At 66.4% G+C, this 13,474-nt stretch carries 11 protein-coding genes and 1 tRNA gene; 3 read left to right on the plus strand and 9 right to left on the minus strand.

Annotated elements, in window-relative coordinates; translation table 11 throughout:
- Nucleotides 1–61 precede the first annotated feature (61 nt).
- From FJU11_RS15455 to FJU11_RS15480, 6 genes are all read right to left on the minus strand, one after another.
- Nucleotides 62–1,630, minus strand: a complete 1,569-nt coding sequence (locus tag FJU11_RS15455; RefSeq protein WP_141167978.1) for an FAD-dependent monooxygenase — start codon at nucleotides 1,628–1,630, stop codon at nucleotides 62–64.
- A 98-nt stretch (nucleotides 1,631–1,728) separates the two neighbouring features.
- The gene (locus FJU11_RS15460; RefSeq protein WP_141167979.1) at nucleotides 1,729–2,235 is read right to left on the minus strand and encodes a DUF5996 family protein; all 507 of its coding nucleotides are present in this window, start codon (nucleotides 2,233–2,235) and stop codon (nucleotides 1,729–1,731) included.
- Nucleotides 2,210–2,286 (minus strand) — tRNA-Pro (locus FJU11_RS15465). Before FJU11_RS15465 ends, FJU11_RS15460 begins: the two co-directional genes overlap by 26 nt.
- A 125-nt stretch (nucleotides 2,287–2,411) precedes the next feature.
- Nucleotides 2,412–3,953, minus strand: a complete 1,542-nt coding sequence (locus tag FJU11_RS15470) for a tripartite tricarboxylate transporter permease (RefSeq protein ID WP_141167980.1) — start codon at nucleotides 3,951–3,953, stop codon at nucleotides 2,412–2,414.
- Between the two features lie 74 nt (nucleotides 3,954–4,027).
- Entirely contained in the window at nucleotides 4,028–4,459 is a 432-nt protein-coding gene (locus FJU11_RS15475; RefSeq protein ID WP_141167981.1) for a tripartite tricarboxylate transporter TctB family protein, read from the minus strand.
- Between the two features lie 106 nt (nucleotides 4,460–4,565).
- Nucleotides 4,566–5,549, minus strand: coding sequence for a Bug family tripartite tricarboxylate transporter substrate binding protein (locus tag FJU11_RS15480; protein ID WP_141167982.1), 984 nt, complete (start codon nucleotides 5,547–5,549; stop codon nucleotides 4,566–4,568).
- Between the two features lie 110 nt (nucleotides 5,550–5,659).
- On the opposite strand from FJU11_RS15480, the gene FJU11_RS15485 reads away from it, so the two are divergent.
- The 3 genes from FJU11_RS15485 to FJU11_RS15495 are packed head-to-tail and all read left to right on the plus strand — an operon-like array spanning nucleotide 5,660 to nucleotide 8,837.
- A complete protein-coding gene (locus FJU11_RS15485) occupies nucleotides 5,660–6,346 on the plus strand; it encodes a response regulator (protein WP_141167983.1) in 687 nt (228 codons plus the stop codon).
- Nucleotides 6,343–7,755 (plus strand): sensor histidine kinase, encoded by a 1,413-nt coding sequence (locus tag FJU11_RS15490; protein ID WP_141167984.1) that lies wholly within the window; start codon nucleotides 6,343–6,345, stop codon nucleotides 7,753–7,755. The genes FJU11_RS15485 and FJU11_RS15490 overlap by 4 nt, the downstream gene beginning before the upstream one ends.
- Entirely contained in the window at nucleotides 7,752–8,837 is a 1,086-nt protein-coding gene (locus FJU11_RS15495; protein ID WP_141167985.1) for an ABC transporter substrate-binding protein, read from the plus strand. Before FJU11_RS15490 ends, FJU11_RS15495 begins: the two co-directional genes overlap by 4 nt.
- A 52-nt stretch (nucleotides 8,838–8,889) precedes the next feature.
- Here FJU11_RS15495 and gcvP read toward each other — a convergent pair whose 3' ends face one another.
- The 3 genes from gcvP to gcvT form a co-directional block, all read right to left on the minus strand.
- The gene (gene gcvP, locus FJU11_RS15500; protein WP_235891065.1) at nucleotides 8,890–11,742 is read right to left on the minus strand and encodes an aminomethyl-transferring glycine dehydrogenase; all 2,853 of its coding nucleotides are present in this window, start codon (nucleotides 11,740–11,742) and stop codon (nucleotides 8,890–8,892) included.
- A 111-nt stretch (nucleotides 11,743–11,853) separates the two neighbouring features.
- Complete coding sequence (gene gcvH, locus FJU11_RS15505) at nucleotides 11,854–12,216, minus strand: glycine cleavage system protein GcvH (RefSeq protein WP_141167987.1); 363 nt, start codon at nucleotides 12,214–12,216, stop codon at nucleotides 11,854–11,856.
- A 67-nt stretch (nucleotides 12,217–12,283) separates the two neighbouring features.
- A complete protein-coding gene (gcvT, locus tag FJU11_RS15510) occupies nucleotides 12,284–13,426 on the minus strand; it encodes a glycine cleavage system aminomethyltransferase GcvT (protein WP_141167988.1) in 1,143 nt (380 codons plus the stop codon).
- Between the last annotated feature and the right edge of the window lie 48 nt (nucleotides 13,427–13,474).

Here is a 13,474-nt window from a genome sequence, read left to right on the forward strand (position 1 = left end):
AACTTAGTGAACGAGGGGTTGCGGCCGCAAGCGATGTGTGCCGGATCGTGTGGCGTCGACATTAGGCTCGGTCGGTCTGATCCACGGGATCCCGGATCTCGCGGCCAGAAAGGCGCACGCAGATCCGGTCGAGATAGCGTTCGACTGCGATGCAGTCCTGACCGGACGACGCGTAGCCGACGTGCCCGTCCGGTCGGACGACATAGACGGCATCCTTTTTGAAGCCGGCTTTTTCGACGGGAGCCGACCATTCGAACGCCTTCAGGCCCAGCGTCAGATCTGCGATCCCTGCCGCGAATGCCGGCTCGGCTTTGCCGTAGACATGCACGCGCCAGCTTTTCCCGTCGAATTCGCTGAAATTATCCGCGTCGTCGCCGGCCCATGGCAGGCGGTCGCCGGCAGCGACTTTGCCCGCCTTTCCCTCGCTTAGCGGGGTGTCCCCGTACCGGATCCGGATCTGCGAAACCGTCCGGAAGGCGGCCCTTCGCGTGACGGCGAAGCGCGCCGCCGTGTTTCCGGTAAGCGGCGCGACGAAGCGACGGACGATCTTTCCCGCGATCCCGCCGGCGATCATCCGGGTGAAGACGCGATCCGTCGTTGCGACCAGGGAGCGTGCGAAGGCGATGCGCTCCGGCTCGTAGCTGTCGAGGAGGCCGGTATCGGCGTTGCCGACCGCGACCGCACCGAGCTTCCAGCCGAGATTGACGGCGTCGCCGATCCCCGTGTTCATCCCCTGACCGCCGACCGGGCTGTGGACGTGACCTGCATCGCCGAGCAGGAACACCCTGCCAATATGAAACCGATCGGCGACGCGATGGTGGACGCGGTAGCGCGAAAACCAGTTCACTTCCGCAACCTTCGCGCCAATCAGGTCTTCGACGTCCTCCTTCAGGTCGTCGAAGGTAAGGTCCGTCTTGCCTGCCAGTTCCGGCGGCACCAAGCCGATGAGACGGTGCATGCCGGTGGCGCGGACGGGCATTCGAAGCGCGAGGAGCCGTTTGCCGAGGTTCATGTGGAAGTCGTCGTCCGGTCTGCCCGCGAGCCGGACATCCGCGACGTAGAAGGGCTGATCGTACGTGCCGCCGGCAAAGCCGATGCCGAGACCCTGGCGCACGGCACTGTGCGCACCGTCGCAGCCGCAGACATAGGCGAATGCCGCCTCGTGCTCGCCGCCGTCCGGATGACGGATCGTCGCCAGGATCGCATCGTCGGTCTGACGGAACCGCACGAGCTTCGTGCTGCGCTCGACCCGCCCGCCGAGTTTTGCCAGCTGGCGATCGAGCAGCCGTTCGTGCAGGTCCTGCGGATAGGTCAGGATGAAGGGGTAGGGGCTGAGGCCCCTGCCGAGTTCACCGAGGCCGACCGTCATGACCTCGCGGCTCCTGCCTGAAGCGCTGCGCTCGTGCAGGTGAATGGTCTCGGTCGCGATCCCTTCGGCGACGACATCCGCGGCGAAGCCGAAATGCCGGTAGAACTCGAGCGTCCGCGCATGCACGACCGTGGCGCGCGAACGGGTCCCCGGACCGGCATTCTCGTCGATCAGCCGGAAGCTGGCACCCTGCCGGGCCAGGCTGATGGCGAGAACGAGGCCGGTGGGACCTGCGCCGACGATAAGGACTTCGGCCGCCATGACGACCCGCCTGCAGCTTCCGAATGACGTTTGGCTATCATCCATACCACGAAACAAGATGCGGCGCTGCAACTTCGTCTTGCCGATCGATCTATAGCCTATCGGCTATGCATCGTGCCGCTGACGGCGAGCGTGATGGCGTCCGTCGACGCCGACCATGTCGGTACGGCGGCCGGGCTGAACAGCGCAGTGGCGCGGATCGGTGGCTTGGTCGCGACGGCACCGCTCGGCTTCGTCTTTTCCATCGACGGTCCGTCCTCGCGCCGGACCGGTTCCGTCGGCATCGGCTTCGCGGTACCGGCGTTCTCGATCCCGCGAACGGGCCGCACGACCCGTGGTCGTCCGATCCCGCATTCGAGGTTCTCCCGGTCCCAACCGCCGAGATCGGCCGCCGCCTCGTAGGTGCTTGAAAGAAAGCTCAGAAGAGCGGCTTGGCTTATACCGGACTCATAGTCTGAAGCGTCAGGTCGTCCATCCGCTGGCAACACAGACCGCGCTGTTTTCCCACCTATGCCGTGAAACTGTCGCCGTATCTGTCGCCAAGAAATATCAGAGGTTTCTAAAAACCCCGGGAAAATATGGTCGGAGTGGAGTGATTCGAACACTCGACCCCCTCGTCCCGAACGAGGTGCGCTACCAGGCTGCGCTACACTCCGATGACCATGTCGCGGCAATGTCTCCGCGATTTCCTGCCTCCTAGCGAACCCTTGAGCGTGTTGCAAGGGTGATTTTCACTGCGGTCGGCCGCCGAAGGGTGCGGACGGCCCGTAGGGTCGCTTTCTCAGTCGGGATCGGCGCCTTCGGCTTCCGGCGTGTTCGCAGCCGGGCGGCGGAAGAAGCGACCGACGAAGATCGGCGCGATGAAGCCGACGATGGCGAGCGTCCACAGGGCGATCGACAGCGGCGAGGAGACGAGCGTCGTCCAGTCGCCGTTGGAGATCGTCATGGCGCGGCGCAGGTTCGCCTCCATCTGGTTGCCGAGCAATACGCCCATGATGACGGGCACCAGCGGCACGTCGAGCTTGCGCAGCAGCCAGCCGAGCAGGCCGAAGAGCACCATCACCACCATGTCGAAGGTGGAGCCGGAAATGCCGTAGATGCCGACGAAGGAGATCATCGCGACGGCCGGCATCAGATATTTCGTCGGCACCAGAAGCACGCGCACGAACATGCCGACGAGCGGGATGTTGAGCGCGAGCAGCATGAAGTTGGCGATGAAGAGGGCCGCGACGAGGCCCCAGACGACGTCCGGGTTCGACTGGAAGAGGAGAGGGCCGGGCGTGATGTTGAGCGCCAGAAGCATGGCGAGCAGAACCGCCGTCGTGCCCGAACCCGGCACGCCGAGGGCGAGCATGGGCACGAGCGCGCCGCCGGCGGCCGCGTTGTTTCCGGCTTCCGGTGCCGCGACCCCGCGCGGATCGCCCGTACCGAAGGTCTTCTTGCCGTCGGAAACGCGCTTTTCGATCGAATAGGAGAGGAAGGAACCGAGCGAGGCGCCCGCACCCGGCAGCACGCCCGAGATGAAGCCGATGATCGTGCCGCGGCCGACCGCACCGCTGGTGCGCTTGAGCATCGACCAGGGCGGTGTCAGCCGGCCGAGCGGCGGCCGCTCGCCGGCTTCCTCCTCTTCGGAGGTGCCGCGGTTTTCGAGGAAGACGAAGACTTCCGACAGCGCGAACAAGCCGACGATCGCCACGAGGAAGTTGATGCCGTCGTAGAGATGGACCTGGCCGAAGGAAAAGCGTGGGACGCCCGTCTGCCCGTCGACGCCGATCATCGCGATGCCGAGCCCCAGCGCTGCGGCGAGCGCGGCCTTCGCCTGGTTACGACTGGCGATGCCGCCGAGCGTTGCGAAGGCAAGCGCGTAGAGTGCGAAATATTCTGCCGGACCGAAGAGGAGCGCGAGCTTGACGAGGAGCGGCGCCAGGAAGACGAGGCCCCAGGTGGCGAAGAACGAGCCGACGAAGGAGGCGTAGCCCGATAGCGCGAGCGCTTCGCCGGCGCGCCCCTGTTGGGCCATCGGGTAGCCGTCGAGCGTCGTCATCACGGCCGGTTCGTCGCCCGGAATATTCAGCAGGATCGAGGAGATGCGTCCGCCATACATCGCGCCGTAATAGACGCTCGTCAAAAGGATGAGCGCAGGCGTCGCCGGCAGGCCGAGCGTGAAGGCGAGCGGGATGAGGATCGCCACGCCGTTCGACGGGCCGAGGCCCGGCAGCGCGCCGATGATGGTGCCGAGAAAGCAGCCGAGAAAGGCCAGCAACAGGTTCTCGAAGGAAAGTGCGACGGCGAAGCCGTGGGCCAGTCCGGCCAATGAATCCATCAATTTCCTCCCTTAAGCGAGTTCCGAAGGCTGCCGAGCCGGTTTCGAAGAGATCGAGTGCGTCATCGAACGCCCTAGAAGCCGAAGGGGCCGCGGGCGATCGATAGCCCGAGCACCAGATGGAAGATGATGTAGATGCCGACCGCGATCAGGAGACCCGCCATGACCGCCTTAAGCGGGTGGGCGCCGAGCCGCCAGGCGAGATAGGCAGCGACCACCGTCGTCGTGACGATGAAGCCGACGGAGGAAACGAGCGCCGAATAGGCGAGCATGACGACCGCCGCCATCAGCACCTCGACCAGCCGCCCGGCCGACGGCCAGAACGGTTCGTCGTCCGGCTGGAAGATCATGACGAGGCTTGCCGCGCCGAGCACGAGGCCGATGATGATCGGAAAGGTCTTCGGCCCGATCGGGTCCTGGATGAAGCTTTCCTTGATGAGGGTCGCCTGCCAGATGTAGAAGGCGGCGAGCAGCACGCCGAGCCCGCCGAAGATGCGGTCGCTCATCGCTTTCCTCCCTGAAGAAAACGGTTCGAAGCCGAACACGAATGATGAGAATACGCCGAACGGGCCGGCTTTCGAAGCCGGCCCGTTCAATTCCGAACAGGCGACGCTACTGGATGAGACCGATCTGCTGCGAGAGCGTCTTGATCTCCGAAACCGAGTCCGCAACGAAGGACTGGAACTTGTCACCGCTGAGGTCGAGCGGAGCGAGGCCGTTCTTCTTCATAATGTCCTTCCACTCGTCCGACGCGTAGGTCTTGTTTACCGCATCGACCCAGTACTGGTAGGCCTCGTCCGACATCTTGCCGGGGGCGTAGAAGCCGCGCCAGTTGGCGCCGATGACGTCGAGGCCCTGTTCCTTGGCGGTCGGGAAGGAGGAGAAGGAGCCTTCCAGACGCTCCGGTGCGAGCACGGCGAGCACCTTGATGTCGCCGGAATCGACGAAGCCCTTGGCCTCCGAAGCGTCGCCGGAAAAGGCCTGGACGCTACCGGCCAGAAGCTGCGTCACCGCCTCGCCACCGCCGTCGAAGGGCACGTACTTGACCTGCCTGAGGTCCTTGATGCCGGCCGCGCGAGCCGCCTTGAGGACCTTGAGGTGGTCCCAGCCGCCGACGGCCGAACCGCCCGCGAAGGAGATCGAGGAAGGATCCTCCTTCAGCTTGTCCATCAGGTCGGGAAGGGTCTTGTAGGGCGAATCCTTCGAGACCGCGATGACGCCGTAATCCGCGCCGATCGAGCCAATCCAGCGGACCTGATCCATCGTGTTGCCCGGAAAGGCGCCTTGGCCGAGCCGTGCGGCGGTTGCCGAAGAGGCTGCGACGATCAGGTTGTTGTCGTCGTTGCGCTTGTTGACGACCTCGGCATAGGCGACGCCGCCACCGCCGCCGGCGATGTTCGTGACCTGCACCGTGCCCGGCACGAGCTTCAGGTCCTGCATGACCTTGCCGACCTGACGGCAGGTGAAGTCCCACCCGCCGCCGGGCGCTGCCGGGGCGATGCATTCGGGGTTCGACGGCTCGAAGGCGAAGGCCGTCGTGGTCATTCCAGCCGCGACGACGAGGCCGGCGAGCGCGGCCGTGATCAATTTCTTCATTCGGAATCCTCCATGGGGGGTCGGGCGCTGCCTCCACAGCGCGCCTCGGACTTGTTGATAGTGCACATTTCTGTCACCAAGCTGTCAGGGGAGAAGTCGAAGGAGACCGTGTGCGTTTTCTCGTCGTCGAGGATACCGCCGACGTCGCCGAAACGATCGTCGCGCGCTTTTCGACTGCCGGCCACGTATGCGACCATGCCGGCAGCGCCGCAGACGCGCGCCACTTCGCCGAACTCGCGCGCTACGACGTCGTCATCCTCGACATCAACCTGCCGGACGGGCCGGGCACGGCGTTCCTGCGCTGGCTGCGGGAGCGCGGCATCGGCACACCCGTCCTCGTGCTGACCGCGAGGCTCGCGCTCGACGACAAGATCGCGACGCTCGACGAAGGCGCGGACGACTACATGGTCAAGCCCTTCGATCTCGGCGAACTGGAAGCGCGCGTGCGCGCCGTCGTGCGCCGCCATCGCGGGGAGGACACGCGTGTGCTCGAGGCCGGCAACCTCAGCTTCGACATGGCCTCGCGTGCGACCACGATCGCCGGCGAACCATGCGAACTGACCCGGCGCGAGCAGATCCTGCTCGAGATCTTCCTCGTCAATCGCGGCCGTGTCCTCGAAAAGGAGGAACTGCTGACGCGCATCTTCGGCATGGATACCGAGACGTCGGCCAATGCGGTGGAACTCTATGTCGGCCGGCTCCGCCGCAAGATCGCCGGTTCCGACCTTACGATCCGGACGCTGCGCGGGCTCGGCTACCAAGCGATGCTCGCCGCCGACCCGCGCGCTGCACGATGAACGCGCCTTCGACGCGCGGCTTACGTCCACGCGTCGCGTCGCGGTCGATCGCGCTTCGCCTCGGCCTGCTCCTGACGCTCGTGCTCGCCATCGCGGTGGCGGCCGTCGTGTTCGCGACCTTCCGCTACGGCCGGTCCGCCGCCGACCAGGCCTTCGACCGTCTCCTGACCGGGGCCGCGCTGCAGATCGGCGAGCGCGTCTCCGTCGTCGACGGCAAGCCGGTGGTCGACGTGCCGCTTTCGGCCTTCGAACTGCTGGCGCTCGCTCGCGACGACCGCATCTTCTACCGCGTGATCGGCCCGCACGGAAAGACACTGACAGGCTACGACGACCTGCCGTTGCCACCGACGGCGCCAGCCGGCGCAAGCCCACGCATCTACGAGACGCCGTACCGCGACACGCGTGTGCGCGCCATCGCGCTCAGCCGCGACCTTGCCGAGCGATCGCTTTCTGGCCGCGTGGAGATCATCGTCGCGCACACCATGCTCGCCCGCACGGCACTCGCCCGCGAGATCGCCATGCCGGCGATCGCAGGCATCGCGCTCGCGAGCCTTGCCATCCTCGCCCTCACGCTTCTCGCCATGCGCTACGCCCTTCGCCCGCTCAGGCGGATCGAGCGCGCCATGCTCGCGCGCGATCCGCGAGACCTGACGCCCTTCCACCCGGACGCCCCGCGTGAGGTCGCGACACTCGTGGATGCGATCAACCGGTTCATGGGCCGGCTCGATCGACGGCTCGATACGATGGAACGCTTCGTCGCCGATGCCGCCCATCAGATGCGCACGCCCGTCACGGCGCTTCGCGCGCAGAGCGAACTCGCGATCGAAGAGACCGATCCGGAGCGCCTGCGTGCGCTTCAGGGCCGCATCCGCTCGCGCGCGATCGGCATTTCGCGGCTGATGGACCAGCTCCTGAGCCACGCCCTCGTCACGCACCGCGTCGAGACGGTGGAGCTTGCAGCGCTCGATCTCAGGCGGGTCGCGATCGAGGCCGAACGTGAGATCCGTTCGGCGGGCGTCGCGCAGGCAGAACTGCTGCACCTCGACCTCAGCGAGGATCCGGTGATCGCCGCAGGCGACGCCTTCAGCCTGCGCGAGGCGGCGAAGAACCTGATCGCCAACGCGCTACGCTACGGAGCACCGCCGATCACACTGCGCGTCGAACATTCGAAAGATCACGCCTCGATCGTGGTGCATGACGAGGGCGGTGGGTTCGATCTTCCGGCCGACGAGGTCGGCACGCGCTTCGCCCGCCACGAGAACACGCCGGAAAGTGCGGGCCTTGGGCTTGCGATCGTGAGAGAAGTCGTCGAATCCCACCAAGGCGAACTGACCGTGACCCGTCCGGTGGAAGGCGGCTTTGCGATCGGCATTCTCCTGCCGGCGCTCGACGAGGAGCGGATGGCATGACGGCACGGATGATCGCGACTTTGCTGGTGCTTCTCCTCGGGACGAACGCTGGCGCTGCGGCGAGCAGGACGCAGTTCGATGCGGCCTCCGGCGACGTTCGGGAGACGCTGACGATCGCGAGCGTCACGGATCTGTGGGCCTTCCGCCCGTTGATCGCGGCTTTCCAGAGCCGCCATCCGGAGGTCGCGATCAGTTATCTCCAGGACACGAGCCGCAATCTCGACGAGCGCGCACGGGCGGCCTGTCGGGATGGTGCGTTTCTCGCCGACGTCATCGTTTCGACGGCCGACGCCGAGCAGGTGCGCTTCGTCAACGACGGCTGTTCGCAGCCGATCGCCGCACCCGCGATCGACGCGCTGCCCGAATGGGCGCACTGGCGCGGCGAGGTCGTCGGGCTGACGGTGGAGCCGGGCGTCATCGTCTACAATCGCGCCGGGGTCGCCGCCGACGAGGTGCCGCGGGATCGCTTCGCGCTCGTCGACCTGCTGCGCCGTTCCGAACGCTTCACCGGGCGCATCGGCACCTACGACATCGTGCGCTCGGGCGTCGGCTATCTTTTCGCCTTCGAGGATGCCGTGCAGGCGACGACATGGGGCCGGCTGATCGAAAGCTTCGGACGAAACGACGTCGGCACCTATTGCTGCACCGGCGAGATCCTCGACCGCGTCGCCGACGGCCGCCTCCTTCTCGGCTACAACGTCCTCGGCTCCTACGCGATGGCCCGCGCCCGGAAGGATCCGCGCATCGGCATCGTCTTCCCGCGCGACTATACGCTGGCGCTCACCCGTGCCGCGCTCGTGCCGAAGGCGGCGCACGAACCGGAGCTTGCCTCCGCCTTCATCGCCTTCGCGCTGTCGCGGGCCGGCCGTACCGCGCTCGAGAAGGGGGCGGGTCTCATGCCGGCGGCGACCGGCATTGCCACCTTGCAGGCGAAGATCGGCGGCAGCGGCCCACCGATCCGCCCCGTCGCCCTGTCGCCCGCGCTTCTGGTCGCGCTCGACGAGGCGAAAAAGACGATGTTCCTCAAGCAATGGCGCCAGTCCATCGCTTCGGTGCCGGAAACGGGCGAAACGAAGCGGTAGCCGCACGGCCGCACCCGTGTGCCGGGTTCGCAGACCGTGGCGCTGGCGTGTCCTACTCCGCGGCCTCGTCGTAGGCTTCCATCGGAGGGCAGGAGCAGACGAGATTGCGGTCGCCGTAGACATTGTCGACACGGTTGACCGGCGACCAGTACTTGTCGACGCGCATCGAGCCTGGCGGGAAGCAGCCGGTCTCGCGCGGGTAGGGGCGGTCCCATTCGCCGACGAGGTCCTCGACCGTGTGCGGGGCGCGCTTCAGCGGGTTGTTCTCCCTGTCTAAGCGGCCTTCCTCGACATCCTTCGCTTCGCGACGGATGAGCAGCATCGCATCGCAGAAACGGTCGAGTTCGGCCTTGGTCTCCGATTCGGTCGGCTCCATCATCAGCGTTCCGGCGACCGGCCAGCTCATGGTCGGCGCATGGAACCCGCAGTCGATCAGCCGCTTGGCGACGTCGTCGACGGAGATGCCGGCGCTTTCGTTGAGGGGGCGCGTATCGACGATGCATTCGTGCGCCACGCGGCCGTTGCGCGCCGTGTAGAGAACCTTGTAGCCGTCGGCGAGACGGGCGGCGAGGTAGTTCGCATTCAGGATCGCGACGCGCGTCGCCTGCGTCAGGCCCGCACCGCCCATCATCAGGCAGTAGCTCCACGAGATCGGCAGGATCGAGGCCGAGCCGTAGGGTGCGGCGGCGACGGCGCCGGGGCGTCCGTCCGTCATGCAGTGGCCGGGCAGGTGCTCGGTCAGATGTGCCTTCACGCCGATCGGTCCCATGCCGGGGCCGCCGCCGCCATGCGGGATGCAGAACGTCTTGTGCAGGTTCAAATGGCTGACGTCGGCGCCGACGTCGCCCGGCCGCGCGAGGCCGACCAGTGCGTTAAGGTTGGCGCCGTCGAGATAGACCTGCCCGCCGTTTTGATGCGTGATGTCGCAGATCGTGCGCACGTTCTCCTCGAACACGCCATGCGTCGATGGATAGGTGATCATGCAGGCGGCGAGGTTTTCGGCGTGCTTTTCCGCCTTCTCGCGGAAATCCGCCTCGTCGATGTCTCCGTTTTCGAGCGCCTTGACCGGTACGACCTTCATGCCCGCCATCTGCGCGGAGGCCGGGTTCGTGCCGTGCGCGGAGGTCGGGATGAGGCAGACGTTGCGGTGCTCGTCGCCGTTGGCGCGATGCCAGGCGCGGATCGTCAGGAGCCCGGCGTATTCGCCTTGCGCGCCGGAGTTCGGCTGCATGGAGATCGCGTCGTAGCCGGTGATCGCGCACAGCTTATCGGAAAGATCGTCGATCAGCTCGCGATAGCCTTCGGCCTGGTCGGCGGGCGCGAAGGGGTGCAGCTCGGAAAATTCCGGCCATGAGATCGGCAGCATTTCCGCCGTGGCGTTCAGCTTCATGGTGCAGGAGCCGAGCGGGATCATCGCCCGGTCGAGCGCCAGGTCGCGGTCGGACAGACGGCGGATATAGCGCGTCATCTCGCTTTCCGCCCGGTTCTTATGGAAGATCGGGTGGGTCAGGTAGTCCGTGCGACGGAACTGCTTCTCGTCGATCGCCACCCGCGGCGCCATGTCGTCGAAGGCCATGTCGCCACCGAAGGCGCGCCAGACCGCCTCGACGATGTCGCCGCGCGACCGCTCGTCGAGGGTGATGGCGATCTTCGTCTCCCCGACGCGGCGCAGATTGATCTCCTCGCCGAGCGCGGCCTTCACGATCGCCTCGCGCTGGTCGCCGGCCTCGATGGTGATCGTATCGAAGAAGGTTTCGGGTTCGACCGCAAAGCCGAGCTTCGAGAGCCCGTCGGCAAGCGCTGCGGTGCGCTTGTGCACACGCTGGGCGATCGCCTGAATACCCTTCGGTCCATGGAAGACGGCGTACATCGACGCCATGACGGCGAGCAGCACCTGGGCGGTGCAAATGTTCGACGTCGCCTTTTCGCGGCGGATGTGCTGCTCGCGCGTCTGCAGAGCGAGGCGAAGCGCGGGGTTGCCGCGCGCGTCGACCGACACCCCGACGAGGCGGCCGGGGGTCGACCGCTTGAAGGCCTCGCGCACGGCCATGTAGGCGGCATGCGGACCGCCGTAACCCATCGGCACGCCGAAGCGCTGCGTGGAACCGATGGCGATATCCGCGTTCATCTCGCCGGGCGATTTCAGGAGCGCCAGCGAGAGCGGATCGGCGGCGACGATGCCGATCGCGTTCTCGCCGTGAAGGGCGGCGATCGCATCGGTGAAGTCGCGGATATGCCCGTTCGTGCCGGGATACTGGAAGAGCGCGCCGAAGACGGCGGAGGCGTCGAGCTCGGTCAGCGGATCGCCGACGACGACCGTCCAGCCGAGCGGCTCGGCGCGGGTCTTCACGACGTCGATCGTCTGCGGATGGCACTCGGCGTCGACGAAGAAGGTCTTCGCCTTGGACTTCGCAACGCGCTGCGCGATGGCCATGGCTTCCGCCGCCGCCGTCGCCTCGTCGAGCAGGGAGGCGTTCGCCACGTCGAGGCCCGTCAGGTCCGAAACCATCGTCTGGTAGTTCAGGAGGGCTTCGAGCCGGCCCTGGCTGATTTCCGGCTGATAGGGCGTATAGGCCGTGTACCAGGCCGGGTTTTCGAGGATCGTGCGCTGGATGACCGGAGGCGTGATGGTGCCGTGGTATCCCTGGCCGAGGAGCGAGGTGTAGTTGCTGTTCCGGTTCGCCGTCGCGCGCAGCTTGTCGAGCGCCTCGCGCTCGGTGAGCGCCTTGCCCCAGTCCAGCGGCTCTTCCTGCCGGATGCCCTTCGGCACGGTGGAATCGATCAGCGCATCGAGGCTGTCGACGCCGATCGCGGCCAGCATTTCCTCCATCTCGGCCGGCGAGGGGCCGATATGCCTGCGGTTGGCGAAATCGTACGGCTCGTAGTCTGTGAATTCGAAAGCCATCGCTTTCTCCATGGTAAGGGCGCAGGCTGCGATCCGTGCGGTCGCGCGACATGCTCTATCGGCGTCGGTCGTCATTCGTGAAGACGCCGCATGCGGGCCGGGCGTATGGGCCTAGGACGTATGGGCCTCGTAGGCGGCCTGATCCATCAGCGCGTCGGCATCGGCGGGGTTCGCGAGCTTGAGCTTGAAGAACCAGCCCTTGCCCATTGGGTCCGAATTGACAAGCGAGGGGTCGTCGGCGATCGCCTGGTTGACTTCGGTGATGGTGCCGGAGAGGGGACAGAAGACGTCCGAAGCGGCCTTGACGGATTCGACCGTGGCGGCTTCCGCACCCTTGTCGAATTCGCTGCCGTCGTCGGGCAGTTCCACGAAGACGAGGTCGCCGAGCTGCTCGGCCGCATGCGCCGTGATGCCGACGGTCGCGACACCGTCCTCGATGTTCAGCCACTCGTGGTCTTCGGTGAATTTCAGCATGGTTGTCGTTTTCCTCTTGGGGCGTCGATGAAATCGGGCGTCGCCGGGTTCGGGCCGTCCTGTCGGATCAGCGCTTGTAGCAGGGCGCGACGAACGGCAGCTCGACCACCGTCAGCGGCAGGAAATCGCCACGGATCTCGGTGTAGAGCCGCTTGCCGGGCACGGCGACATCGGCCGGCACGTGGCCCATGGCGACCGGACCGCCGACGCTCGGGCCGAAGCTGCCGGACGTGACGGAGCCGATCGGATTGCCCTTTTCTTCGTCGGAGACATAGATCGGCGTCTCGGCACGGATCGGCCGCCGGCCTTCGGGCTTCAGGCCGACGCGCGTCCGCGCGGCGCCGTTCTCGAGTTCGGCGAGAATGATTTCAGCACCCGGAAAGCCGCCCTCGCGTTCGCCGCCCCGGCGGCGGACCTTCTGGATCGCCCAGCCGAGTGCCGCCGCGACCGGGGTCGTGTCTTCGTCCATGTCGTTGCCGTAGAGGCAGAGCCCGGCTTCGAGCCGCAGCGAATCCCGCGCGCCGAGGCCGGCGGGAGCGACATCGCCTTTTTCCAGAAGCGCTTCGGCGATCGCTTCGGCGTGGTCGGCGGGGATCGAAATCTCGTAGCCGTCTTCGCCCGTGTAGCCGGATCGCGAAACGATGCATTCGACGCCGCTCAGCGTCAGCGTGCGAACGTCCATGAAGCGCATTTCGGCAGCCTCCGGCGCGAGGCTCGTAAGCACCGCCTCTGCCTTCGGCCCCTGAAGCGCGAGCAGGACGCGATCTTCCACCATGGTCACGTCGCAGGTCTCGCCGAGCCGTGCCTCGAGGTTTTCGAGATCGGCCTGCTTGCAGGCCGCGTTGGCGACCAGGAACAGGTGATCCTCGCGGTTGGCGACCATGAAGTCGTCGAGAATGCCACCGCGCTCGTTGGTGAAGAGCCCGTATCGCTGGCGTCCGGGCTTCAGTCCGGCGACGGAGACCGGCGTCGTCGTTTCGAGCGCCAGGGCCGCATCCTCGAGCCTGCCGGACTTCGCACGGATGAAGATCTGCCCCATATGGGAGACGTCGAAAAGGCCGGCGCTCTCGCGCGTGGCGAGATGCTCCTTCATGATCCCGGTCGGATATTGCACCGGCATCGCATAGCCGGCGAAGGGCACCATGCGGGCATCGAGCCGGCGATGGAGCGCGGCAAGCGGCGTTTCTTTCAGGGTTTTCGGTTCGCTCACACGGAGCCTCACAGTTGCGCGGAGGCCAGTAGCAGTGGCGTCCGCGGG

The sequence above is a fragment of the Pararhizobium mangrovi genome (assembly GCF_006516965.1).
Lineage (GTDB): Bacteria > Pseudomonadota > Alphaproteobacteria > Rhizobiales > Rhizobiaceae > Pararhizobium_B > Pararhizobium_B mangrovi.